A 23,408-nucleotide genomic window follows, 5' to 3' on the forward strand; every position below is an offset into this window, starting at 1 on the left:
GCGGTAACATACCGCCTAGAAGGCGGCGTTACGGATATTTATCTAATTGCCTTGGCGGTTACTATCAGAGGTGTAAGTCAGTTCTATGCAGATTTATTCAGCAGAATTAGCATCAATGGTTAATTATTAGTTATTATCCGACCCAAACCACAACAACTAACTAACAACCAACTACTAACCACTAACAACCAACTACTAACCACTAACCATCAACAACCAACAATTAACAACTAACCATGAACAAAATAGCATATTTTGAATGTCCAACTGGCATCGCGGGTGATATGTGCCTGGGTGCTCTTGTCCATGCAGGTGTTCCTATAGAATACCTGATTGCCAAACTCAATTTACTAGGCATCTCCCAGGAATATAACTTAAGAGTAGAAAGAGTTCATCGCAATACCCAACAGGCAACTAAAGTTTATGTCGATCTAAGTTTATCTTCGGAAACTGCCAAAGTTGCAGGAGAAAACCCTAATTCTCACTCAGCATTAGATCCTTCCGAAACAGAAGCCCCAACTTTTTCACACCACCATCACCATCACGATCGCGATCGTAGCGAGGCTCATTCCCACAATCATACCGATAATCATACCGAGTCGGAGTCACCAACCCCCCACACTCAACACCGCCATTTACCCGAAATTGAGCAAATGATAGCAGGTGCTGGGTTGCCAAAACGGGCGGAAATTTGGAGTTTAGCAGTATTTCGGAAACTAGCAGAAGCGGAAGGTGCTGTACATGGTATCGCCCCAGAAGAGGTTCATTTTCACGAAGTGGGGGCAACTGATGCGATCGTCGATATTGTGGGCACTTGTTTGGGGTTAGACTGGTTAGATATTGACGAATTATACTGTTCGGCTTTGCCTACTGGTGGGGGTACAGTGTGGGCCGCACACGGGCGCTTAGCAGTACCTACACCTGCGGTTTTAAAGTTGTGGGAAATGCGACAAGTACCAGTTTACAGTAATGAAATCGATCGGGAGTTATGCACGCCAACGGGAAGCGCGATCGCAGTTACTCTCTGTAAAAGTTTTGGCCCGCCGCCGTCAATGAATCTGCACCAAATTGGTTTAGGTGCGGGTTCCCGCCAATTGCCGATTCCTAATATTTTGCGGTTGTGGATAGGGGAGAAGACAGAAGGAAAAAGGCAGAAGGCAGAAAGAAGAAGGAAGAAGGCAGAGAGAAGAAGGAAGAAGGAAAAAGAAAGAGAGAATTTAGGTAATTCCCAAGAAGTTATTTGTGTGCTGGAAACCCAAATTGACGATCTTAGTCCGCAAGCGATCGCATATATCTTCGATGCTTTATTTGCCGTCGGCGCTGTCGATGTCTTTACTCAACCAATTGTGATGAAAAAATCACGTTTGGGCGTACTACTGACTGCGATTTGCCATCCTGAATCTCAGCAAAATTGCGAAACCGTTATTTTTCGCGAAACTACAACTTTAGGCATTCGTCGCTCAACTCAACTAAGAACAATTTTACAGCGAGAAATTCAAAAAGTGCAGACAGATTGTGGGGAAGTGCGGGTAAAAGTTGCTAAAAATGGCGATCGTATTACTAACGTGCAACCGGAATACGAAGACTGTGCAAAACTAGCAAAACTTCATAATATAAGTTGGCGAGAAGTTCACCGAATGGCAGTCTCTCATTGGCATTTTCATTATAAATAACTATTATAGTTAGGGGCTAGGGGCTAGGGAAAGAAGGGGAAAGAAGGGGAAAGAAGGGGAAAGAAGGGGAAGAAGGGAATAGAATTTAAGTATACAACCGCCAAGGTGGTTAGGACATTCTAGTTTCCTCAAATCCTTAATTCTATTCCCTTCTTCCCTAGTCCTGAGCATCGGAGCATCGTAGTCCCTAGCTATACTTAGTTAATAGCTTGGTCAGCAGCGCGTTTCACATTATCTACACCTTGACTGACCTTAGTTTTGAGCGTGCTAGTACCTTCTTCAACCTTATTTTTTGCTTCAGCGCCCGCTTTTTTAGCGATATCTGTTGCGTCTTCTACGCCACCGCGAGCATTGTCCTTAATATTCTCAAACCCTTGCTTGGTATTATCCGCAAACTCCTTAGCTTTACGTCCCAAAGCATCCTTATTTTCATCCAGCTTTTGACCAAGTTCATTCAGCTTATCTGCGCCTGCATCTCCTACACGCCGCAGATTTTCAGATACATCGTTGCTAGACTTGGTACTGATACGACGTTCAGCAGCATCTTTGAGAATCTGAGCTTTAGCTTCGGCTGCGGAAACGTTCTTCTTATCTCTGGGATCGGTATCTTTATATTCGTTCATTCCGCCTTTGACTTCAGATGTCACAGCCCCAGAAGGCACTTCTTCTCTAACCCGATCTGCACTTCTAGCTAATACATCAGGACTGTTACAGGCGGTGCTGACTAACACCAAAATTCCTGCCATAAAGGCTGTGAAAATTTGTCTCACTCGTATCTTTTTGATTGCAGCTATTAATCTGTTCATAACAATTCTCCATTTTTTTTGTAAAACGCTCAAATGCCTTTTTTACTTGTAGATGCTTAGCACTGCTAAACCGACATTTGAATACTTTTACAGCCTACAGATAAAATGATAAATTCTTCATCTGTCTCAAGTTACATTCTCAATATTTATCATTTTAAGTACAACAATGTCTTTGGTTGTGATTGTGATTGGCGATCGCTACCAAAGACATCTATCTAATGGCGGACAAATTTGGCGCTGAGTCTAATTATTGGTAATTGCTGCTTTGAGACTCTGGCAGAAATGCGCGATCGCATCTAATCCCTCTTGAGGTGTACCATCAGCTAAACGCTTGACAAAGGCACTACCGACAATTGCTGCATCTGCGCCCCATTCTTTGACCTGGCGGGCGTGTTCGGGCGTGGAAATGCCAAAACCAACGCCGATGGGTTTTTCGGTGACGCTACGGAGTTCTTTTAGTATGTCTTGAACTCGTCCTTCTAACCCGGAACGCACGCCGGTAACGCCGGTGACGCTGACTAGGTAAATGAATCCTTGAGATTGCTGTGCGATCGCTTTGATGCGGTCTTTGGGACTGGTGGGGGCAACTAATAAAATTACTTCAATACCCATTTTACTAGCTGGTTGTAACAAACTTTCGGCTTCTTCTAGGGGTAAATCGGGCACAACTAACCCCTGAACTCCGGCATTTTTAATTTGTTGTAAAAATGTATCTATCCCTCGATATAAAATGGGGTTGTAGTAGGTGAAAAGAACAATCGGCGATCGCAGTTTCGGTGAAACTTTTTCGACCATTGCTAATACGGAGTCTAGCTTAGTTCCCCTTTCTAAAGCACGAGTAGCGGCCGCTTGAATTACGGGGCCATCAGCTAAGGGATCTGAGTAGGGAACTCCGAGTTCAATTATATCTGCACCGTTTTCATCTAAGATTTGCAGTGCTTTAGCGGTGGTTTCTAAGTCGGGATCGCCAGCCGTGATAAAAGGAATTAAAGCACATTTGCCTTGACTGCGAAGGTCTTTAAAATATTGGGAAATTGTCATTTGTTAGTGGTTATTTGTTATTGGTTAACTGTTATTGGTTAACTGTTAACCGTTAACAGTTAACCGTTAACCGTTAACAGTTAACCGTTAACCGTTAACAGTTAACCGTTAACCGTTAACTATTACGTTCTTGCTCAATTTCAGCTTGAATTTTTGCTAATTCTTCGGGTGTAAGTTCTTCTAATCGCTTCTGTAAGACTGCGGATTCGTAGTCTTTCAGTTGTTTGCTGTAAGTCATATTTTGAGTTAGTGCTCGGAATAAATAGGTGAGTAGCCAACCAATTAAACCACCAACTAAAAATACTTGACTCCAGATACCTGCGTTGATGCTGTCGAGGCCGGCGAATTGTAGCAGCAGGTAGGCTACTCCCCCTGCTGCGAAAATGCCGAGGCTGATTCCAATTACGTCTATGCGTCGCATTTAAGCTTCAATTTGTCGCCGTTTGGGGCGAAAGTTTAAGAAGGGGGCCAGGAGTAGCATTCCTGGGAAGAAAAAGGATAGCATAAAGTACATGAAGCCGCGCTCTAGGGAACTGGCGACGTACCAGCGAGTGTTGAGGTAGGCGTAGGTGAGGGCGGGCACTACTAGGAGGTAGGCTCCCGCGAGGGCGGCGTACAGCAGTAGGGTAATGTACATGATGTTGATTTTAGGGGATATTGACCCGGTGACTGGGATAGGCGCGATCGCTTTTCCTCATGCTGAAGGATTATTGTACTGCTTGGGGGGATGCTGTGGGAATTTTGAGAAATTTTAGATTAGGCCTTGCGTAATTTTGGGGTGTGGCTGTATGATGGAAGACTGTGGTTGCCAATGGCTTTATGCCATAGCAACTGGATAAAAGGGGGTGTGGCGGAATGGTAGACGCTACGGACTTAAAATCCGTTGACCCGAAACGGTCGTGTGGGTTCAAGTCCCTCCACCCCCATATAATTTACAACCGATAGGGACACGGCATTGCTGTGTCCCTACTTATTTTGTAATACCCAGCGGCGGAATAGCTCGACAATAATATGATATTTATGATTAGTTTCTTGGATCACATCGTGACGTTTAAGGGTTTCTATCGCTTCATTTAATGTTTTTTCATCCATATTTGTACCCTGAATTATGCCCTCTAAATTGATACCTTCTGGATGAGGCGCTAATACTTTTAATATTTCCTGTTGTCCCCTTGCACCTTGGGCAGATTGACCCCAAACTCCTGTAAAATAGTAGCGACCTTTGATGAAGAAATCGGGATCATTAATGACTGCTTCCACATCTTCTCTGGTAAAGACTGGATCGAGGGTTTTTCCCATTTCAAATACTAGGTCATTGTAGCGGCGGACTAGCAGAAATCCGATTAGTTGTACGAGATAGGGTTGGCCGTGTGTTAACTGGTAAATGGTATCCATTGCTTCGGGTTTGTAGTCGAGGAGAAAATCATCATCGGGGTTGGCTAAAATTTGGCGAGTTGCACCTGGGGAGAGGAAACCAACGCGGATGGGGATAATGCTAGAAAAGAAAGGATGAAAATAATCTTCTGTCATTTCTTCTAAGGTGTGCAAACCAGCAAGGGCAAAGGCAATTTTCGGACTCATTTGCACCAGTCCCCGCAGAAATCCCATGAAGTCAGGATCGATTTTTTTAGCTTCGATTAATTCTTCGATTTTCTCGAACTCGTCTAAGGCAATAATTAACCCGCCGTCTAAATTTGCTACTACTTGTTTGAGGTAGCGTTCAAAGGTAATATAGGGAAGTTTGAGGAAATCTTCATCCGCAGGGGATGGCAAGTTGACTGCAAGAGAAATAGCATCGCTAATCTTAATCAGCACTTCTCCTACACCTTGATTGCTCTGTCCAACTAGCAGCAAGTTGATATAGGCTAGGTGAACTTTTGCACCTAGAATGTTGCCAACATTGAGCAAAATTGAGGTTTTACCCATGCGTCGATGGCCGTAGAGGACGACTGATTGGAGGCGATGACTGACTACCCAAAATTCCTTTAACTCTCTCATAATGTCTTCGCGGCCGACAAAGAGTTTACCTTGGACTGGATCGCCGATAACATAAGGATTAATTACAGGTTCGGTGATGGAAATATTGCCGATTTCACCAGTAATTTCTAAAAGACATTTTTTCCAAATTTCAGCAATATTTACAATTATTTCTCTCTCTGCTTGCGGTAGTTTTTGTGTTTTATTTAAAACATTGTTTGTTTCGGCTAATGCCCGATTTAAAGCGAGAGAACGTGCTGCAAAAGCTACACTATTTTGAAGGGACTTAATCTCTGAAATCACATGGTTTAGTGATGTAATTGCTTCCCAAGTAATCGGACGTAGCAGAGGTGTTTCTACAGAAGAAATCACTTCAATAGTAGCAATATCAGCTAGATTTTTGGCTTGGTTAAAAGTTGCTAGTATTTCCGCTAAAATAAATAATTCTTCACCATAAGGAAGGTCACGTACTACAGCAAATGCTTTTCTAGCTTTTTCGGGTTCTTTTTTATATAGATACCAAAAACCAGCCGCAACAGCACGGGCAGGTGTATCTAAGCGAATTTGTGTTGTAAAACGAGCATTAAATCCTTGTTGCCAGCGCTCAGGCACTAACAAACCCATGAATAAAAAACCTCTGAGAGCCTGTAATTTGATTGATTGGCTTAGAGAAGCAGAAGTAAAACGCACTAAATCCCAATCGTAAGGATCTTCAGCTAATTGAGATACACGATAGATAACTTGCTCTCTAGGTGTCTCGGATAGCACCAAATTTAAAGCTTTAATAACGGGGATAAACTGAAGAGTAAACCGTAGTAGTTCGTTGACGTTGTGCAGTCCAGTATTCCAATCTTTCCTTAACCAATTTGCCACTTTATAAGACAGGTATGGAATCGGAATTGGAGTAATGTTAGGAAATCCTCTGGTTTGATTATTAAGTTTGAGCAAAGTGGATGGTAGGGCCAACAGCCAATTTTCAGGGCGTGCAATCAAAAATGATACGACAATAATAGAGAAAATTTCACTCATTCCCAAAACATCTTCTTTTGAGGAGAATAACATCAATTGCACAATACGGAAAACTAAAACCATTAAGTTAAAGACTATAGTGACTGTTACACTGGACATCATGCCTAATGGAATTCCTGATATTACACCTAACCCGATACTGACTCCCAAACCCCAAGAGAAGATTGTTATCAACCCCATTGTTAAATTCAACAGAGAGCTTATTGTTATTACCAGACATACAACTCCAGCCACCCCTACACCTGTTGATATGCCCCTTTTACTACTGATATTCAAACCTATAGCTCCCCCTAAAACTATCCCGAAAAACATACTAATTAAAATGTTCAAAAGATCTAAACCAACAATGATTTGCTGAATAAATAAATTCTGAATGATAGATACAAAAACAATAGATATAACAAAGATAGATACAAAATTTTGGAAAACTAACTGTTGCTCAATGGGATTTTTTTGCAGGCATTCCCACCTTTCTTGCCAAGTCTTTGCCTCGTCAAAACCATTACCACCAAAAGTGTCTATATACGACCGCAAAGCTTGGGGAAAAAAAAACACCCAATACAATAACCGCAGATAATCTAGGGGATTCCATAATGAAAGAGGGCGGCTCAACTTGGGAGCCAAATTTAAGCGGGGAACGGGGTTAGATTTTTGACTCATTGTATTTCCTCCAGATAGCCAGCATAAATTTGATAGCATAACTGCATTAATTTCTGAGGATGGCCGCCACTTTCTGCGATTATCCGTGCAATTTCTTCCTCAGTGAAACTGACAGAATTTGTCACAGGTGTTAACCAGGGAGCCTTAAGGCGACTGTCTATAAAATTGCGACAAATTATCTGATCCCATAAATCAAGATTTTCTTCTAAACAAATTCCTTTAAAGGGAGAAGTCATATTTTTATCTTGACTATCTGGGAACAACACATCAAGAGGCGAACAAGCAGCTACAACTAAACGTAGAGGCGGGTTAATTCCATCAGCTAAGCCCCGTAATTGTCCCCGAACATTATTCGTAAATCCATCCCATGTCATTTTCTCCACTTCATCTAAAATCAAGAGTATTCTATGCGGTTTTAAAGCTCGTTCTAGTAAATAACCCTTATTAGTCTGAACACCTACTAAACTACACAAAGCCTCATAAAAATCATCCTCATCGTGAACATTTTGCAAATTTACGTAAATAGGTTTACGGGTTTGTCCGAATTGAGTTTCCGCTTGTCGGCAAATTTCCATTAGTAGAGAAGATTTGCCGATCCCCCTTTCGCCAATGAGTGCGACACTGCTACCACCTTTTAGCGTCTCGAATATATTGCGAATTTCTTTTGGTCTGGGGAAGAATAGCTGCGGATCATCTACACTTCCAGAGCGAGGCACAAAAGGATTTGTAACTAGAAAATTATTATTAAAATTTAATAATTGTAAAGCATCAGTTGGCAATTCGATACTGGTGACTGGTGATGTCTGCTTTAATATTTGCTCTAGCGTTGATCGTAAATTCTTTTTTTTGATACCTTGTATTCCGAAAATAGCCTCAATTTTTTCAAACAAGCTAGAGCTAGTTTCTTTTATATGTATTTCGCTTTTGTAAATTTCATTGCTAATCTGTGGATAAGTTTTATCGTTCCAGATTCCGAAAAAAATATCTTTCTCTAACTGAGTTAATCCCCCAGAGGTTTTGATGAAAATTGCATTGAGCACATTAAAGGCTTCTTCTGCGTTCATAGTTTATATTTAATCATTCATGGCTAAGATTATATATTAAATAGTTAAAAATGGCAATGTCTATATTGCTGTCTTAATAATAAACCTACTCTTATATACTTTGACATACTTTTGCATACTGCCAGGTTTGTTTAAAATTCATACTTTTCTCCACCTGACAAATCCCAATTATTTAGCAATCATAGTTTTGTACATCTAAACAAGTTTTATCAACAAAAAACATGAAATCCAAACTTTGGTCAAACCACCCCCTCCCCCGCTACAACACCAAATCTATTAACAAAAACGGTATCGGATTTTCAATAGATGACTTTGGCAATAGCGCCCCCACTGTCACATCTATTCTAGAATCTACCAGAAGCCCAGAAGAAATAGCACGACTCGTAAATTGGCGAAAAAGCAAAGGAAGCAAAGCCAATAACATTTTAAACATTGGCAGACAAGGCCACCGCCAAATAGAAAGATTCCTTAATGGCGAAAACATTTCCTGTTCTCCATTACTTGAACCTTACTGGAACAAATTGCTACCAACATTACAAGAATTAAATCACATTAGACTCGTAGAAGGAAACGTTTTCAACTTTTACAAAGGATACGCAGGTAGAGTTGACTGCGTAGGTCGCCTTTATGACTTGCCAGAATGCACGATAGAATTCAAATTTTCCGATGAAGTTAAACCCATCCACGAAAGTACAAAATTACAAGTAGCTGCCTATATCGGAGCATTAAATCGTCAGTATGGCCCACCTTATAGAGTAAAAATTACTCAAGGTCTTGTCATTGTTACCACTCCCAATGAGGTTGATATCAATTTATTAGATGAAGTGGAAGTAATGAAATACTGGAAACAATGGGAGAATAAAGTAGAACGTTTTTGGAATCTGCAAAAATTTGCAGCTTAGAGCGTGTTATCCCTGCAATTTTTTCTTGAACTTACATTTTACTATGTAGATGCGATCGCTCTTATTTTTGCTACAATAAAAAGAGCGATCGCCCTGCTCCAAACTGTTCCCAACTCCTTAAAACCTAAATTAAAGACTTGTGCTGAGTGAAGATAGTTTGCAAATAACTCGCCACCGCCTCTGGATACTCAACCATTGCCAAATGCCCACAATCTGGAATTTGCATCACATTCTCGCCACATCCAGAAAATAGCCAATGAAAACTAGCCAAATGTAAAACATATTTCGGTTCCATAATCGGATCGCGATCGCCTGTAATAAAATAAACAGGCTGCTTCAATCGCGCCACAATCTGCGGTAAAAGGTGCACCTCCGCCTCAGTCGTAGAATCCAATAGTGCCCCCAAAGCCGCCTGTGGATGCGCCGCCGCAAAATCAATTAACCGCTGACGACCCCAAAAACGCGCGATCGCATTTACCACACTCATCCGCGCAAACACTACATCCATCAACGGCAAATAAGGCAGCCACAACGGTCGCCACCTCACCAACTGTCGGCCCACCGACCGAAATCGCTCAAACTCTTCTTGGAGGTAAATCCCGCCGCCAGAATTGACGCAGACTACCCCCTTAATATTTTGCGGTGACATATCGGCACCCCAGAGAGCGATCGCACCCCCCAGAGAATGTCCAATCAGCCAAGCATTAGAAATATCCAACTTTTCCAATAAAATCCCCAAATCCTCAGCATAGGCCCCAGGACTATAATAACCAGATGTGAGCATTCATAAAGTAATGGCGTAGAATCACGGTATCGGGAGCCGCTAACCAGGCATTTAAGAACGCGGCTAAACAAGAACGTGGCACAAAATGTGTTTTAAAAGTCTCTCCTGCAATTCCAATAGTAGGAGAGTTAGTGCTACAAACGATCGCACCGCGATCGCCACCTAAATAACCCACCCAGGCGTTGTAACCGATCGCCAACAAATTTGTAGCAATAAAGTCTTGCTGCCATTTGAGTATATCAGGAACTTGACTCACAGCGCTCTCCTTTGGGTGGTTAAATCAGGCTGAAATTCCGCCCATCGTCTTTGCACTTGCTCATAACAATTGGCAGGGGAAATTGCCAAGTTTTGCAACAAGTTAATATCTATTGCATCGTTACCAATAACCAGAATCACCATCGCCTGAGTGGGTTCATAGGTCGCGATCGCATTCAACAATGCAGTAACAGCCTCTTTTTCCAGTTCCAGGGCTTGCAGATACCTCCCTACCTGCGCTTGAGGAATGAATGTCCGATTGAAGTTCACGATATCAATACTCCAATCGATGAAGGGAGGAACTACATCCACAACATCGCAAACCACCAGCCCTCGTCCCTCGTTTATGTAGCCAATCCAGGCCGTGTATCCAAGGAGCAAAATATTATGGTGAATGAAGCGGTTCTGCCAATAGCCAAAGTATCCTTGCCAAAGGTCATTTTGCATTCGCATTATTCTTCCTCCCGCAGAATTTTTGTTGCTTCCACCATCCGATTATTGCTGCGGCTATTTTCAATTGAAATCACAATTGCAAAATATCGAATCAGTCCAGATAAATGACAGAAGCGATCGGGAATTAAACCGAGACGAAAGCTCCAGTCCAAAACGCGATCGTAAAGAGTGGTGTCACCAATACCAATGCGATCTATACCTGCGGTAAGCTGAGTTTGCCAATTTGCAGCTTCCACATCGTGAAATATTTGCAGGAGTGTATCTGCCTCAGATTTGCCACTCCAAAAAGCTTCCAGTGCTTTCTTTAACTCCCGGTTTTTGCCAATACCGGGATAGCCCAATGTTTCGGTTTTAATGGTCATAGTTGTAGCGTCCTAGTTTTGAATTAATTTTGAAAATGAATCGCAAGAATTGAGTTCACCTGCTGCTAATTAACTGCGGTGAATCAATCAAATTGGGTATAGCAAACATACACAAACACAGCTCGGTAATTGCCAGTCAACAGCACAGATCGGACACCTTCCAAAAAGGCGACCGTAAACGGGCAGTTGCTTAAAAAAATGCCGAGACTTGATGGAATTGGCAAGTTCAAATTAGGACGCTACAATTCCAACGATGAGAAAGCAGGCCTGAAGCGGATCGATTGTAAAAATGCAAAAAAGCTGAATAGACCATCATCCATACCTCGCAGATGAAAAATAACAGGTTGATAATCGGCGGGCATCCTGACTCAGAGATTCAATGTCTCCTCACAGTTGCGGGACAGCGGCAGACTTACACTGCTCTTTCCCCCTTACGTTTGATGGCTGTTCCCCATCAAAACCGATATTAATGTTTGAAGATTAACACATATGAGGCGCGATCGCATACCATCGTCATCCGATCAATTTACAGCAAATTCTTCTACGAGAAATGGGCAAAAGGCACGATGCCGATCGCACCGCTTCTAAAAATCTACAGAAATCTGTAAATCAAACTTATATGTCTTGAGCGCCTTGGCGGTTGCTATACAACCTGCGGTCAAACGGAATTAAGCGATCGCCCAACACATAAATCTGACGTTGTAGCTGAAGCGGTTTCCGTCGATCGCGTTACTACCTTAGCCCGGATCGCACAAAACATCCCAAATCGACAAAGACCCGCGCCAAATGACAACCGCATCAACAGAATCGTCGGTACTTCTCGCACAGACTTAATAAAGCCGGAAACTCCATATTTCATCCACCCTTGCGGACGAACAATTCCCTGCCAAATTGTATCTAGCCAAGAAGGTAGAGTTTGTTCCGTCCAATCTGCGGTTTTCACCTCTCCCTCAACGAATCCCGTCGCCTCTAAAAGTTCAGAAAAGCCTTCAATACTCGAAAAAGCAGGATGCGACCACTGATCGAGTAACTGCTGCATCACAGGTTTCTCCCAAAAATTCAGCGGTTGCTGGCGATCGTCCCGCTGATTCCAATCAGCCAGAACCATTATCCCACCAGGCTTGAGCACGCGCATCAACTCTCTGGCGAAAATAGCTTTATCGGGCATATGCGGGCCTGCTTCGATCGACCAAACCACATCAAAACTCCCATCTGGGAATGACAATCCCATCGCATCATCAACCTGAAACTGGACATTCAGACCTGCTGGCGTGAGTTCCTGCGCACGTTTGACTTGTTGAGGACTGATGGTAATCCCGGTGACAGCAAAGCCGTAATCCTGGGCAAGAATGCGGCTGCTACCGCCAATTCCGCAACCGACATCTAAAACGGTAGTGCCAGGAGATAATCGATCTAAACCGCCCCAACGCACCATTTCATGGATGAAGTCAGATTTAGCCGTTAAAAAATCCTTCTGTTGTGGTGGCGAACCATAATGACCTAAGTGAATATGTTCGCCCCAATAAAACTCTAAAATGCCGTCTTCTGTCCACTCGTCATAGGAATTGGCAAAAAGGTATGTAGTTGGGCTTTAGCCCTCTTTTAGGATATGAAAGAGGGCTAAAGCCCAACTACGTACCTAAAATTTAACTTCTATCTTGTGACAGTTGGCCTTAGTCCTATTTGTTCTGTACCTAGAGCCCTTGATTGGGCTGCTTGACGAAATGATGCGATCGATACCAGGCGATTGGAGTCAGTATCCCACAAAATAAACTTGGAACAGTCAAGCATATCGTCGAGCCGAATAGTTTTTACTTTCGATAGCAAGTGAATATTTTCATTATGACAAGCTTCGAGATTGTAGTTAGGGATTCTTTCAGAAAGATGATGAATGTTGTGGTAGCCAATATCTGCGGTAAACCACTTGAGAATTGTCGGTAACTCCAGGTAAGTGCTGCCCTCGATTGCTCCCCGAATATAGCTCCAGTCTGCTGTTTTGTGGGCGTAACAGCCATCAAAGTTATGTTCTACAAAAAATACCCAGATGACGATTGCAGCAGAAAAAGTCAAGATTATTGAGTACATACTTAAGAAGAATCCCGGCCCCAGGAGATAGCTAAAGATAATCAAGCCGCTAACAACGCAAATGTTGTTAAACAGCAGATCCCAAAATTCTGCCACCGTGTACCAATGCTTGGATTTATGAGCAGAGATAATTTCTGATAAACTCATGCCAGGAGATGTTTTCAATCGAGTAAATAGATCGAGAACAAAATCATAAGTTCCTGCGATCAGGGCAATTCTTGGCTTGATCGCGAGATAGAAAAAACCGCCGGGAAAAGCCATTAATGGATGTCGTAGTAATTCATAAAGCCTTTGATCAAATGAATTGAGTTTTGAAAATTCATCGGTAGAAAGAAAGTCGGCAATACCGCGATATCGCTCCCAATCACCATTGGTTTTGTGATGGTAGGCATGATCTCTTGACCAGGGGTATTGAGGGATGGCGTTGATGACACCCAGGATAAAACCGATAACTCGATTAACTTTTTTTGAACTAAAGAGTGAATAGTGTCCGCAATCGTGCATTAAAGAAAAACAACGCACGGAGAAGAGTACAATTAGAAGTACAATTGGTGGTAGCAGCCAAAAGGAAATAGAAGCTGCTTTCACTGCTAAAAACCATAAAAGAAGATAAGGGACAAGCGTATTAATGATTTGATAAGTTGCCCATAAATCATTACTCCTCATATATGGAGTCAGAACAAAGTCAAATTTTTTAACTGTGGTTTCCATTCAATCAAACTCTTTTGTGAACAACGTTGAAGCAATCAGTTAACTGTTAACGGTTAACTGTTAGCTGATTGAATAAGATGGTGTGTAGACTAAATAGGGCGATCGTCATTGATAGCCCCCAAATCAAGGCAATTAGGTTCAGAAAATACTAACGAATTGTGAATCCTAAAAATTGGTTAACCAACCAGATCGATAGCACCGAAATAACAGCCTGTCTGCGGCTCAGTGTCACACCTGCTAGCGTGGCAAAGCTAACCAGCGGCGCATGGGGATAGTTGAGGCTACTAGCACTACCAATAGCAATGAGGCAATATCGCCACAACCTGCTTGCTGCTGTGGCTTGATACGATATTTTCCACTTGGAATCGAAAAAAGCTTTTAGACATAATCTGTACCTCGCAGATATTTGGGTAACATCAAAAACTATCGGCGGGCATCCTGACTCAGAGAAATAAGATTTTCTCATTACAGTTGCGGGACAGCGCCGGATTTACACCGAACTTTCCCCCTTACGTCTGATGGCTGCTCCCCATCAAAACCGACATCATATTTCACTATAACATAAGTTTTATTGAGAGTCAAGATTGAAGATTATTAGTACCATAAATTTCTGATTATTGCACAATTTTTTTTGACAAAATTAACAGTATAAGTATTAAAAAATATACCTCACTTAAGCTTTAACTATCTTAAGTAAGGTATATTTATTGTCTATTTGTATAACGGAGAGGGAGGGATTCGAACCCTCGTTAAGTTGCCCTAAACAGCATTTCCAGTGCTGCGCCTTCAACCGCTCGGCCACCTCTCCAAGGCAGAAATCAAAATTTCAGCCACAAGAAAACTATAGTAGCAGAACAAACATCAATTTGACAAGAGACTTTGGCATAAATTTGCTGTTTAATGTGGGTAGGGCATTGCTTCAGCCAAATTTGCTCCTCCATTGTTAGACTCATAAAACAGCCTAAACCCAATCATATCAATACTTTTGTCCCGATCTACCTCAAAAAAATCCCAACCTTAAAATCTCTATGGCACGTTCTTACAGCATTAAGATTTATAACAGACAGACAGGCGATCGCCGCACCGTCCAAGTCCCAGAAGACCGCTATATCCTCCACAGCGCCGAAAACCAAGGAGTAGATTTACCATTCTCGTGTCGTAACGGAGCCTGTACTACCTGTGCCGTGCGCCTCGTGGCTGGCAAAGTCCATCAGCCAGAAGCAATGGGTCTCTCAGTTGAACTCCAAAAACAGGGTTATGCTCTATTGTGCGTCAGCTATCCCTGCTGCGACATAGAAGTAGAAACCCAAGACGAAGATGAAGTCTACGAACTCCAATTCGGTCGCTACTTCGGCAAAGGCAAAGTTAGACGAGGATTGCCTTTAGATGAAGATTAAAGCAATATGGGCATAGCAGTAAAAAATCTTGACCAGACACAGCCGATCGCATTGAGAGTAATGCAGATAGTTATCTATTGGTTATTCGCGATCGCCCTTTGCCTACTTTTAGCTAGCTGCGAAGAGCCCCCAGAAATCCCCCAAGGCTCAACCGTCAAAGTAGAGCGAGTAGTCAGCGGACAAACCATCGAAATAGCAGGCTTTGCTGACCAAACCCCCATACTAGAGCAAGTCCGGCTGATCGGCATAGAAGCCCCCGACTTAAAACAGCAGCCTTGGGGCCCAGAAGCCAGACAAAAACTAGAACAACTCATCGGCGGACAAAAAGTATTATTAGAATCCGATGCTCAAGATAAAGACCGCAACGATCGCAAATTAGCCTATTTATGGCAAGGAGGAATCCTCCTCAACGAACAGCTAGTCAAAGAAGGATATGCTCTAGTCGTAGCGCGATCGCCCAACACCAAACACAAACACCGCCTCGCTAACGCCCAAGAATGGGCTAGACTCATGGGACATGGCATTTGGAACCCAGAACAACCCATGCGCCAAACCCCCGCAGAATTTAGAAATCAGAATCGCAAATAGGGGAGCGGGGGAGAGATGGGGGAGATGGGTAATTAGCGATTAGCGATTAGCGATTAGCGATTAGCCATTACCAGTTGACAGTTGACAGTTAACAGTTAACAGTTAACAGTTAACAGTTAACAGTTAAATCATGTCCCCCGACGAACTCCAAAATCTCCTAGACATCGCCACCGAAGCCGCCCTCGCTGCTGGAGCCGTACTCCAAGCATACTGGGGCAAATTAGAAGAAATCCAAGAAAAAGGCCGTCCCGGTGATTTAGTCACAGAAGCCGACAAAGCAGCCGAAGTCGCTATCCTCGACGTACTCCGCCGTCACGTACCCACACACGGTATCCTTACCGAAGAATCAGGCTCTCTCGGTGATAGAACCAGCAAATACCTTTGGGCGATCGATCCCCTTGACGGTACCACCAATTACGCCCATCAATATCCCTTCTCAGCCGCCTCCATCGGACTGCTAATCAACGGCGTACCCCAAGTAGGCGCAATTTTTGACCCCTTTCACAACGAGCTCTTTCGAGCCGCCAGCGGCTTAGGCGCAACCCGCAACCGCCGCCCCATCCAAGTCTCCCAAACATCAGAATTGAGCAAAAGCTTACTTGTCACCGGCTTCGCCTACGATCGCCACGAAACAGCCGACAATAATTATGCCGAATTTTGTCACCTCACCCACCTCACCCAAGGCGTGCGGCGTAGCGGTTCCGCTTCCCTCGACCTCGCCCACGTCGCCTGTGGTCGCTTAGACGGATACTGGGAAAGAGGACTCTCCCCCTGGGACATAGCCGCAGGTATAGTGGTACTCTTAGAAGCAGGAGGTCAAGTTACAGCTTATGATGGCAGCCCCCTACAGATTAACTCCGGTCGGATTTTGGGCAGCAACGGTCGCATTCACGACCAAATCCGCGACGCTTTGCAGCGGGTTCCTCCCTTATCATCATGGCCAAATGTTGCAGGGAAAACCAATCAGTCATAAGCGATCGCCCATAAGCGATCTTTACTTGTTTTTAATTCTTAATTGAATTTTTCATTGAATTTTTAATTCTTCATTGAATCTTTAATTTTTAATTTTTAATTTTTAATTTTTGAAGTTAGATTAAAGGTATAGTGGAACGCGAGGGAAGGGATAGAAATATCATGTCTTTTCAAATCACAAAAGGGTTGTTCAAATTTGACTTTACAGATCAGCACGCCATTCTGGGAGTTCCCCTGGATGCTGAGTTTAACGATATCCGCAAACGGTATATGAAAATAGTTCGCCGCTTGCACTCAGATACTTGCCCGTTTGAAAACCAAGCTGAGAAAGATAAAGCTAACGAGTTTTTGTCAAAAGTGGTCAATCCCGCTTATAACAAATTCTCTAAAGAAAGCGATCGCAAAGAATACGGCTTGCTAGTAGACATGATTGCCAAACGCACCGTCAAAGAACAAAAAACCCTGCAACTCGAAAGCGAAGCAGCCAAACAGCTAACTACCGCCAAAGATTTTCAGGAAGCTTACAAAAAAACACTCGCTGAACTTGCTGAAAAACAATACGAATCCATCGAGCATAGCCTGGATATAATCGCTCAAATCAGCGAAATTAATATGGTTTACCTACTGCGGAAAGAGCAAAAAGGCCCAATAGCAAGTCAGCCGCAACAGGCTTCAAAGGCAACAACAACTGCGACTTCAGCACCACCACCGAAAGCCCCAGCCGCACCACCAGCGAAATCCCAAGACTCCTTTGTAGAACAAGCTTGTCGCCGGGTTGAGGGATTGATGTCAACTAAAAATTACGCCAAAGCAATTTTGGAGTTAAAAGAAGCTTTAAATCGCGATCCCAAACATAGTAAAAGCCATGCCTTACTTGGGATGTGTTACTTAGAGCAAAAACAGGCAACAATGGCAAAGATTGAGATTAACAAAGCTTTGGCATTGAATCCTCAAGAACCTACCGCTTTAGAGGCCAAGAAAAAGCTAGAACAGTCAACAGCACAGCCAGCAACAACAGCTAAAGGTCAAAAACGGGGAGCCAAACCCCAGGCTAAAGCTGGAAAAGCTGCTGCGGACAATAAAAAAACGGATAAAAAAGTGGGCAAAAAAACCGATCCACCTAAAAGCGAAGGCTTTTTCGGAGGTTTTTTTGGAGGATTGTTCGGTGGCAGTAAGAAGAAATGAAATGAGGAGATGGGAAGGGTGGGGAGACGGGAAGATGGGGAGAATTTTGCCTGCTTTCTGCGTTAGTTTTTGCCTTCTTCCTTCTTCCTTACTTCCTTACTTCCTTACTTCCTTCCTCCCAATTACCAATTACCAATTACCAATTACCAAAATCCATAAATGGTTCATCAACCTCCTTCGGGTGCAAGAGATCTACTACCCCTCGATGTTGCCCAAAAAATCTCGATAGAACGCCGCTTGCAACAGGTTTTTCACCGCTGGGGCTATCACCGAATTATTACCTCTACTTTAGAAAGGTTGGATACTTTGATGGCTGGTGGGGCCGTTCAGCGTTCAACGGTAATTCAGTTACAAGACGCTGAAGATGGCGAACTCGGTTTGCGGCCGGAGTTGACTGCTTCCATTGCTAGGGCGGTGGCGACGCGAATCGGGTTCGCTGGAGCGTGGCCCCAACGTCTCTACTACAATGCTAATGTTTTCCGCAAAGGGCGGGGTTTTGGTGGTCACGGTAGCCAGCAGGAATTTTATCAAGCTGGTGTGGAATTACTCGGTGCTGGTGGTGTGGCGGCGGATGCAGAAATTCTGCTGTTGCTGTGTGAATGTTTGCAAAACTTGGGGCTGAGTGGCTGGCATTTGGTTTTAGGGGAAGCGGGTCTAACGGCAAAGCTGCTCGATCCTTTTCCGGTGCAAGTGCGGGATCGGGTCAGGAGTGCGATCGCAAATCTCGATCGTATTGCCCTAGAAACATTGCCTCTGTCCGCAGAACTGCGGGAAAGGGCATTTTTGCTATTCGACCTCCGAGGCCGTCCACAGGATGTGCTACCGATAGTTGCTAGCCTGGATTTAGATTTGCCTCAGCGAGAAGCGCTAAATAATCTCAAATCTCTTGTCGATTTACTCAATGAATGTCAATCTAAAATTGACAGCCAAAAATTCCAAATCCATCTCGATCTCAGTTTAATTCAAACTTTTGATTATTACACTGGTATTGTGTTTGAAATTGTCAGCAATACTGATGGAGAACAGCGAGTTTTAGGACAGGGTGGACGGTACGATCAACTGTTGGGACTCTATCACCCAGAAGGGAAATCTTACCCAGGAATCGGGTTTTCATTTAATATTGAAGACTTGCACTATGTTCTGTTAAATACTGGAGAATTACCGACGGAAACGCCTGGGAGTGACTGGTTAGTAATACCTGAAACACCTCAAGCTTATGCAGCGGCATTTGCATATTCTCAAAAACTCCGAGAATCTGCTCCTTTAGTCCGAGTTGAAGTAGATTTAGGAGGGCGGGAAACTGCCGAGGAAGTGCGGGAATATGCTCGCAATCGCCGCATTAGTCAAGTTGTCTGGATTAACAGTCAAGGTGTTCCGACCATTGAAACCGAGACTTAGCTAATGGTTAACTGTTAACTGTTAACTGTTAACTGTTAACTGTTAACTGCTAACTGTTAACTGCTAACTGTTAACTGTTAACTGCTAACCACTAATAATTAACCACTAACCACTAACAAGCAAAGGAAATATGCCACATACTATCGTTACCAGTATTTGCGAAGGCGTTGCTGATTGTGTAGAAGCTTGTCCCGTTGCCTGCATTCACGAAGGCCCTGGCAAAAATGTTAAGGGAACTGATTGGTATTGGATTGATTTTCAAACCTGTATTGATTGCGGAATTTGTCTGCAAGTCTGTCCGGTGGAAGGGGCAATTGTTGCTGAAGAAAGACCAGAATTGCAGCAAACTCCTGGTTGATTTTAGTAGGTAGGACTTAATACGATGTCCAACAAATTACTTGGGATATGTCATTGTTCGCTGTGCGAAGCAATCTCAAAGCCTTACATTGCGATTGCTTCGCTTCCCGCCACGCTTCGCTCGCGGCTTCGGCTTTTCGCAATGACATATATAGCAACTGCCAAGATAGTTAGGACATTCTTAATTGCTTAGGACTGATGCTCATGGCTCCAGAAACCGGGTTTTTGAGAGCATCTGTGGGTAAAAACGAAGTATTTTCGTAAAAAACCCGGTTTCTTCGGTTGGGTGCGTAAGTCCTGTTGCTGAAGCCCTTGTTTTTATTGCCTTCTTCCTTTTTCTTTCTTCCTTGGGTGATCAACAAATATGGTTATAAAAGTTGCCGCTAACCATTTGCAAAGTATCAGAACTCATGCCGAAAGCACTTATCCTAATGAGTGCTGCGGTTTGCTGATGGGGGAAATTGCGGGAGATATCAAAACTCTGGTGGAAGTATGGCCCACTGAAAATGCTTGGAATCCAGAGGTAGTGGAAACTTTACCAGAGATGGAATTCGGGGATAGACTGGATCGTAGCAAGCGCGATCGCTTCTTTATTGCCCCGTCTGCGATGCTCAAGGCGATGAAACAGGGGCGCGATCGCAATCTTACTATCATCGGTATTTATCACTCTCACCCCGATCATCCAGCAATTCCCTCGAAGTGCGATCGCGCTTTAGCTTGGCCCCAATACTCCTACATCATAGTCTCAGTTCGCCAAGGCAAAGCCCAAGACCTCAACAACTGGAGTCTTGACGGAGATGGTGACTTTCAGTCAGAGGAAATCATCACCCTCCCATCAACTCAGGTTAAGAAATAATTAGGAAAATTTAAAATAGCTAAAGCAATGCCAAACATTTAGATATAATCTTAGATTAAGCTGCGCTACATAAACTGTCATGCTAAATCCGAATCTGGGTGAAATCCAGCTAAAACAAGAAGAATACGAGCGCTATTCGCGCCATTTAATCCTGCCAGAAGTAGGGCTAGATGGTCAAAAGCGTCTCAAAGCTGCCAGCGTATTGTGCATCGGCACTGGTGGCCTTGGTTCGCCGTTGTTGCTGTACCTTGCTGCTGCTGGCATTGGGCGCATTGGCATCGTGGATTTTGATATAGTAGACAGTTCCAACTTGCAACGGCAGGTAATTCACGGAACATCTTGGGTAGGAAAACCCAAGATTGAGTCTGCGAAAAATAGGATTCAAGAAATCAATCCTTTTTGCCAGGTTGACTTGTACAACACTCATCTAAGTTCTGAAAATGCTCTCGATATCCTCGCACCTTATGATGTCATCGTGGATGGTACTGATAACTTCCCGACGCGCTATTTGGTGAATGATGCTTGCGTATTGCTGAACAAGCCAAATGTTTACGGTTCTATCTTCCGATTTGAAGGCCAAGCTACTGTTTTTAATTACCAAGATGGGCCAAATTATCGCGATTTGTACCCAGAACCGCCGCCTCCTGGTATGGTTCCTTCCTGTGCAGAAGGCGGAGTTTTAGGAATTTTGCCGGGAGTTGTTGGCTGCATTCAAGCAACAGAAACTATCAAAATTATCTTAGGCCAAGGTAAGACTTTGAGCGGCAGATTGTTGCTTTACAATGCCTTGGATATGACATTTCGCGAATTGAAATTGCGACCGAATCCAGTCCGGCCAGTGATTGAAAAGTTAATTGACTACGATGAGTTCTGCGGAATTCCTCAAGCGAAAAAACAGGAAGTTCAACAACAGATGGAAATTGCAGAAATGACTGTTAAGGAACTTAAGGAGTTAATTGACAGCGGCGCAAGTGATTTTCTACTGTTAGATGTCCGCAATCCTAACGAGTATGATATTGCCAAGATTCCAGGTTCGGTATTAGTGCCTTTGCCTGATATCGAAACGGGCGGCGGTGTTCAGAAGGTTAAGGAATTGTTGAACGGCCATCGGTTGATCGCACATTGCAAAATGGGTGGGCGATCTGCAAAGGCGTTAGGCATTCTCAAGGAAGCTGGAATTGATGGCATTAATGTCAAGGGTGGGATTACTGCTTGGAGTAAGGAAATAGACTCCTCTGTACCTCAATATTAAATTTGTTAACGGTTAACTATTAACAGTTAACAGTTAACCGTTAACTTTATTCTTCCTTCTCTTCATTGCCGATCGCTTCTAAGTTGAGATAAGGTTGACAAATTTACTATAAAATGCTGTCAACATGAATCTCTTGCAATCTCAGTCGGCTATTTTGTGGGGGCAAGTGGGTGGTTTAGCTGCTGTACAGGCCGCAATTACCCTAACATGGATGATTTATCGGATCTATGTGCCTCAACTGCTTGCCGCGTTTGGCTTTCCAGGGCTAGAGCTCGTGGTGTCAATTCTAGAAGACGCTTTAGCTGTAGCGATCGAACCTGTAATGGGGGGGCTTTCAGACAAGCAGCGGCAATGGATGGGCTCTCGTTTTCCCCTGATTTCTTTGGGGATGATCCTCTCTTCAGCCCTTTTTATTGCGATTCCTGCTGTCTTCATTTTTGGCAAACCCTACCAAGTTTTCCGCTGGCTATTACCTGTGATGCTTGTAGCTTGGGCATTAGCGATGGCTGTGTTTCGGGCTCCCGCTATCTCGCTGATCGGACAATATGCGGTTAAGACTAAATTGCCTCAAGCCATGAGTGTTTTAATTTTAACCGGTGGGTTGGCAGGGGCAGCAAGACCGATCGCTAGTAATTTTATTCTAAGTTTGGGGCCAGCCATTACTTTTACAATCGGTTCTTTAGTGTTATTGGGGGCGGTGGCGGTGTTGCGATCGCAAAAACCTGATATGGCAGTTGCGGAAACACCAATAAATCCTACCACAAATCAACCGCTTTCTATACCGCTGCTAGGATTAATTGCTGTAACTGGGATGAGTGTAGCTTGTGGAACTCGCTTGATGCTAGGAGAGATTTTTCCGAAGGTTTTGGAAACTCAACTTGTAGGTACAGATGTAAAATTGTTGATGGTAGGAATTGCGATCGCCCTAGCTTTTGCGTCTTTACCCGCAGGAATTGTTGCTACCCGCGCCGGAAATCAGAGGGTAACGATCGCAGGATTAGTAGTAGCAGCATTTTTATTACTAGCATTAGTGTTTGCTCAGGGGGCGGGGACTGTATGTTTCTTAATAATTGCCCTGATTTCTAGTTATAGCTTAGTTGCAAATGGGACAATTCCCTTTGCGCTTTCCCTTGTCCCGCCGCACCGGGGAGGATTAGGAGTGGGCGTATATTTTGGTGGTTTTTCCTTAGCAATGAGTTTATATGGGCTAATTTTTGGGGGAGTATTGGGAATATCTTTGGTTCAGGCGGCAATTATCGGGGCGATCGCATTTTTACTAGCAGGTGCTTGCATTGCAACCAGCACTCTTAAAGATTTTAGAGTTTAATTAATCTTTGGTCTTGTACGATTATCCCCTAAAAATCTCTCTTGAGGAATAGAGATAAAAGCAGCAAAATTAACAAAACAATGATAAAATTTACGCACTGTTTGGGAGAACAATGATGTCTAAAGAACAAAAGAGCAACAAAGAAACCAAAAAACCTAAAAAAGATGCTCAGGAAAAAGAGGATAAAAAGAAGAAAGACCCAAAGAGATATGACAATTAGGGAGCAGAACGAAATACTTTTGGGATTTCAAAAGCATTAATCTGCATAAATACT

Annotated in this window: 22 protein-coding genes, 2 tRNA genes, 2 pseudogenes and 2 riboswitches; of the genes and pseudogenes, 13 read left to right on the top strand and 13 right to left on the bottom strand. The window is 43.4% G+C overall.

Annotation, left to right across the window (positions count from 1 at the left end; all coding sequences use genetic code 11):
- Positions 1-236 precede the first annotated feature (236 nt).
- Entirely contained in the window at positions 237-1,673 is a 1,437-nt protein-coding gene (larC, locus tag PY364_RS03850; RefSeq protein WP_275520776.1) for a nickel pincer cofactor biosynthesis protein LarC, read from the top strand.
- A gap of 197 nt (positions 1,674-1,870) precedes the next feature.
- Here the strand turns inward: larC and PY364_RS03855 are convergent, their stop codons facing one another.
- The 4 genes from PY364_RS03855 to ndhL all read right to left on the bottom strand — a co-directional run bounded on the left by PY364_RS03855 (position 1,871) and on the right by ndhL (position 4,157).
- Positions 1,871-2,479 carry a DUF6658 family protein gene (locus tag PY364_RS03855; RefSeq protein ID WP_275520778.1) on the bottom strand — a complete coding sequence of 203 codons (609 nt, stop codon included), beginning with the start codon at positions 2,477-2,479 and terminating at the stop codon, positions 1,871-1,873.
- 243 nt (positions 2,480-2,722) lie between these two features.
- Positions 2,723-3,520 carry a tryptophan synthase subunit alpha gene (gene trpA, locus PY364_RS03860; RefSeq protein WP_275520780.1) on the bottom strand — a complete coding sequence of 266 codons (798 nt, stop codon included), beginning with the start codon at positions 3,518-3,520 and terminating at the stop codon, positions 2,723-2,725.
- 115 nt (positions 3,521-3,635) lie between these two features.
- Positions 3,636-3,941 carry a DUF3007 family protein gene (locus PY364_RS03865; RefSeq protein WP_275520782.1) on the bottom strand — a complete coding sequence of 102 codons (306 nt, stop codon included), beginning with the start codon at positions 3,939-3,941 and terminating at the stop codon, positions 3,636-3,638.
- Positions 3,942-4,157: an NAD(P)H-quinone oxidoreductase subunit L gene (ndhL, locus tag PY364_RS03870; protein ID WP_275520784.1), complete on the bottom strand. Its 216-nt coding sequence runs from the start codon at positions 4,155-4,157 to the stop codon at positions 3,942-3,944.
- Positions 4,158-4,361: 204 nt separating this feature from the next.
- On the opposite strand from ndhL, the gene PY364_RS03875 reads away from it, so the two are divergent.
- A tRNA-Leu gene (locus PY364_RS03875) sits at positions 4,362-4,446 on the top strand.
- Positions 4,447-4,486: 40 nt separating this feature from the next.
- Here PY364_RS03875 and PY364_RS03880 read toward each other — a convergent pair.
- Positions 4,487-7,186, bottom strand: a complete 2,700-nt coding sequence (locus PY364_RS03880) for an ATP-binding protein (RefSeq protein WP_275520786.1) — start codon at positions 7,184-7,186, stop codon at positions 4,487-4,489.
- Positions 7,183-8,250, bottom strand: a complete 1,068-nt coding sequence (locus PY364_RS03885) for an AAA family ATPase (protein WP_275520788.1) — start codon at positions 8,248-8,250, stop codon at positions 7,183-7,185. Before PY364_RS03885 ends, PY364_RS03880 begins: the two co-directional genes overlap by 4 nt.
- Positions 8,251-8,471: 221 nt before the next feature.
- Between PY364_RS03885 and PY364_RS03890 the strand changes: the two genes are divergently transcribed.
- Positions 8,472-9,152: an exonuclease gene (locus tag PY364_RS03890; RefSeq protein ID WP_275520790.1), complete on the top strand. Its 681-nt coding sequence runs from the start codon at positions 8,472-8,474 to the stop codon at positions 9,150-9,152.
- Positions 9,153-9,276: 124 nt separating this feature from the next.
- Here the strand turns inward: PY364_RS03890 and PY364_RS03895 are convergent.
- From PY364_RS03895 to PY364_RS03910, 4 genes and pseudogenes are all read right to left on the bottom strand, one after another.
- Positions 9,277-9,918: pseudogene (locus PY364_RS03895) on the bottom strand (alpha/beta hydrolase); the annotation flags it as partial.
- A complete protein-coding gene (locus tag PY364_RS03900) occupies positions 9,914-10,192 on the bottom strand; it encodes a hypothetical protein (RefSeq protein ID WP_275520792.1) in 279 nt (92 codons plus the stop codon). The gene PY364_RS03900 and the pseudogene PY364_RS03895, both read right to left, overlap by 5 nt.
- On the bottom strand, positions 10,189-10,644 hold the full coding sequence (locus PY364_RS03905; RefSeq protein ID WP_275520794.1) for a hypothetical protein: 456 nt from the start codon (positions 10,642-10,644) through the stop codon (positions 10,189-10,191). Before PY364_RS03905 ends, PY364_RS03900 begins: the two co-directional genes overlap by 4 nt.
- Entirely contained in the window at positions 10,644-11,006 is a 363-nt protein-coding gene (locus PY364_RS03910; protein WP_275520796.1) for a hypothetical protein, read from the bottom strand. The genes PY364_RS03905 and PY364_RS03910 overlap by 1 nt, the downstream gene beginning before the upstream one ends.
- 335 nt (positions 11,007-11,341) lie before the next feature.
- A riboswitch (cobalamin riboswitch) is annotated at positions 11,342-11,486 on the bottom strand.
- Between PY364_RS03910 and PY364_RS03915 the strand changes: the two genes are divergently transcribed.
- On the top strand, positions 11,480-11,614 hold the full coding sequence (locus PY364_RS03915) for a hypothetical protein (RefSeq protein ID WP_275520799.1): 135 nt from the start codon (positions 11,480-11,482) through the stop codon (positions 11,612-11,614). It overlaps the preceding riboswitch by 7 nt.
- A 50-nt stretch (positions 11,615-11,664) precedes the next feature.
- Here the strand turns inward: PY364_RS03915 and PY364_RS03920 are convergent.
- The 3 genes and pseudogenes from PY364_RS03920 to PY364_RS03930 all read right to left on the bottom strand — a co-directional run.
- Positions 11,665-12,576 (bottom strand): annotated as a pseudogene (locus tag PY364_RS03920) (methyltransferase domain-containing protein); the annotation flags it as partial.
- An 83-nt stretch (positions 12,577-12,659) separates the two neighbouring features.
- Positions 12,660-13,802, bottom strand: a complete 1,143-nt coding sequence (locus PY364_RS03925; protein ID WP_275520801.1) for a fatty acid desaturase — start codon at positions 13,800-13,802, stop codon at positions 12,660-12,662.
- Between the two features lie 410 nt (positions 13,803-14,212).
- Positions 14,213-14,360, bottom strand: a riboswitch (cobalamin riboswitch).
- Positions 14,361-14,525: 165 nt separating this feature from the next.
- A tRNA-Ser gene (locus PY364_RS03930) sits at positions 14,526-14,610 on the bottom strand.
- 220 nt (positions 14,611-14,830) lie between these two features.
- Between PY364_RS03930 and PY364_RS03935 the strand changes: the two genes are divergently transcribed.
- The 9 genes from PY364_RS03935 (at position 14,831) to PY364_RS03975 (ending at position 23,134) form a co-directional block, all read left to right on the top strand.
- A complete protein-coding gene (locus PY364_RS03935) occupies positions 14,831-15,199 on the top strand; it encodes a 2Fe-2S iron-sulfur cluster-binding protein (protein WP_275520803.1) in 369 nt (122 codons plus the stop codon).
- A 6-nt stretch (positions 15,200-15,205) separates the two neighbouring features.
- Entirely contained in the window at positions 15,206-15,787 is a 582-nt protein-coding gene (locus tag PY364_RS03940) for a thermonuclease family protein (RefSeq protein WP_275520806.1), read from the top strand.
- 130 nt (positions 15,788-15,917) lie between these two features.
- On the top strand, positions 15,918-16,760 hold the full coding sequence (locus PY364_RS03945; RefSeq protein WP_275520808.1) for an inositol monophosphatase family protein: 843 nt from the start codon (positions 15,918-15,920) through the stop codon (positions 16,758-16,760).
- Between the two features lie 161 nt (positions 16,761-16,921).
- On the top strand, positions 16,922-17,944 hold the full coding sequence (locus PY364_RS03950) for a tetratricopeptide repeat protein (protein ID WP_275520810.1): 1,023 nt from the start codon (positions 16,922-16,924) through the stop codon (positions 17,942-17,944).
- A 159-nt stretch (positions 17,945-18,103) separates the two neighbouring features.
- Positions 18,104-19,342 (top strand): ATP phosphoribosyltransferase regulatory subunit, encoded by a 1,239-nt coding sequence (locus PY364_RS03955; protein WP_275520812.1) that lies wholly within the window; start codon positions 18,104-18,106, stop codon positions 19,340-19,342.
- A 130-nt stretch (positions 19,343-19,472) separates the two neighbouring features.
- Entirely contained in the window at positions 19,473-19,700 is a 228-nt protein-coding gene (locus PY364_RS03960) for a ferredoxin family protein (protein ID WP_275520814.1), read from the top strand.
- Between the two features lie 363 nt (positions 19,701-20,063).
- A complete protein-coding gene (locus tag PY364_RS03965) occupies positions 20,064-20,555 on the top strand; it encodes a M67 family metallopeptidase (RefSeq protein WP_275520816.1) in 492 nt (163 codons plus the stop codon).
- Positions 20,556-20,634: 79 nt separating this feature from the next.
- Positions 20,635-21,807, top strand: a complete 1,173-nt coding sequence (moeB, locus tag PY364_RS03970; RefSeq protein WP_275520818.1) for a molybdopterin-synthase adenylyltransferase MoeB — start codon at positions 20,635-20,637, stop codon at positions 21,805-21,807.
- 124 nt (positions 21,808-21,931) lie between these two features.
- Positions 21,932-23,134, top strand: coding sequence for a hypothetical protein (locus PY364_RS03975; protein WP_275520820.1), 1,203 nt, complete (start codon positions 21,932-21,934; stop codon positions 23,132-23,134).
- Positions 23,135-23,408 lie beyond the last annotated feature (274 nt).

This window comes from Kamptonema sp. UHCC 0994, from assembly GCF_029167235.1.
Lineage (GTDB): Bacteria > Cyanobacteriota > Cyanobacteriia > Cyanobacteriales > Microcoleaceae > Kamptonema.

What these genes read in the sequence shown, in the direction of transcription:
- larC (WP_275520776.1), top strand. Translation starts at nt 237, where the DNA reads ATGAACAAAATAGCATATTTTGAATGTCCAACTGGCATCGCGGGTGAT.
- PY364_RS03855 (WP_275520778.1), bottom strand. Translation starts at nt 2,479, where the DNA reads ATGAACAGATTAATAGCTGCAATCAAAAAGATACGAGTGAGACAAATT.
- trpA (WP_275520780.1), bottom strand. Translation starts at nt 3,520, where the DNA reads ATGACAATTTCCCAATATTTTAAAGACCTTCGCAGTCAAGGCAAATGT.
- PY364_RS03865 (WP_275520782.1), bottom strand. Translation starts at nt 3,941, where the DNA reads ATGCGACGCATAGACGTAATTGGAATCAGCCTCGGCATTTTCGCAGCA.
- ndhL (WP_275520784.1), bottom strand. Translation starts at nt 4,157, where the DNA reads ATGTACATTACCCTACTGCTGTACGCCGCCCTCGCGGGAGCCTACCTC.
- PY364_RS03880 (WP_275520786.1), bottom strand. Translation starts at nt 7,186, where the DNA reads ATGAGTCAAAAATCTAACCCCGTTCCCCGCTTAAATTTGGCTCCCAAG.
- PY364_RS03885 (WP_275520788.1), bottom strand. Translation starts at nt 8,250, where the DNA reads ATGAACGCAGAAGAAGCCTTTAATGTGCTCAATGCAATTTTCATCAAA.
- PY364_RS03890 (WP_275520790.1), top strand. Translation starts at nt 8,472, where the DNA reads ATGAAATCCAAACTTTGGTCAAACCACCCCCTCCCCCGCTACAACACC.
- PY364_RS03905 (WP_275520794.1), bottom strand. Translation starts at nt 10,644, where the DNA reads ATGCGAATGCAAAATGACCTTTGGCAAGGATACTTTGGCTATTGGCAG.
- PY364_RS03910 (WP_275520796.1), bottom strand. Translation starts at nt 11,006, where the DNA reads ATGACCATTAAAACCGAAACATTGGGCTATCCCGGTATTGGCAAAAAC.
- PY364_RS03925 (WP_275520801.1), bottom strand. Translation starts at nt 13,802, where the DNA reads ATGGAAACCACAGTTAAAAAATTTGACTTTGTTCTGACTCCATATATG.
- PY364_RS03935 (WP_275520803.1), top strand. Translation starts at nt 14,831, where the DNA reads ATGGCACGTTCTTACAGCATTAAGATTTATAACAGACAGACAGGCGAT.
- PY364_RS03940 (WP_275520806.1), top strand. Translation starts at nt 15,206, where the DNA reads ATGGGCATAGCAGTAAAAAATCTTGACCAGACACAGCCGATCGCATTG.
- PY364_RS03945 (WP_275520808.1), top strand. Translation starts at nt 15,918, where the DNA reads ATGTCCCCCGACGAACTCCAAAATCTCCTAGACATCGCCACCGAAGCC.
- PY364_RS03950 (WP_275520810.1), top strand. Translation starts at nt 16,922, where the DNA reads ATGTCTTTTCAAATCACAAAAGGGTTGTTCAAATTTGACTTTACAGAT.
- PY364_RS03955 (WP_275520812.1), top strand. Translation starts at nt 18,104, where the DNA reads ATGGTTCATCAACCTCCTTCGGGTGCAAGAGATCTACTACCCCTCGAT.
- PY364_RS03960 (WP_275520814.1), top strand. Translation starts at nt 19,473, where the DNA reads ATGCCACATACTATCGTTACCAGTATTTGCGAAGGCGTTGCTGATTGT.
- PY364_RS03965 (WP_275520816.1), top strand. Translation starts at nt 20,064, where the DNA reads ATGGTTATAAAAGTTGCCGCTAACCATTTGCAAAGTATCAGAACTCAT.
- moeB (WP_275520818.1), top strand. Translation starts at nt 20,635, where the DNA reads ATGCTAAATCCGAATCTGGGTGAAATCCAGCTAAAACAAGAAGAATAC.
- PY364_RS03975 (WP_275520820.1), top strand. Translation starts at nt 21,932, where the DNA reads ATGAATCTCTTGCAATCTCAGTCGGCTATTTTGTGGGGGCAAGTGGGT.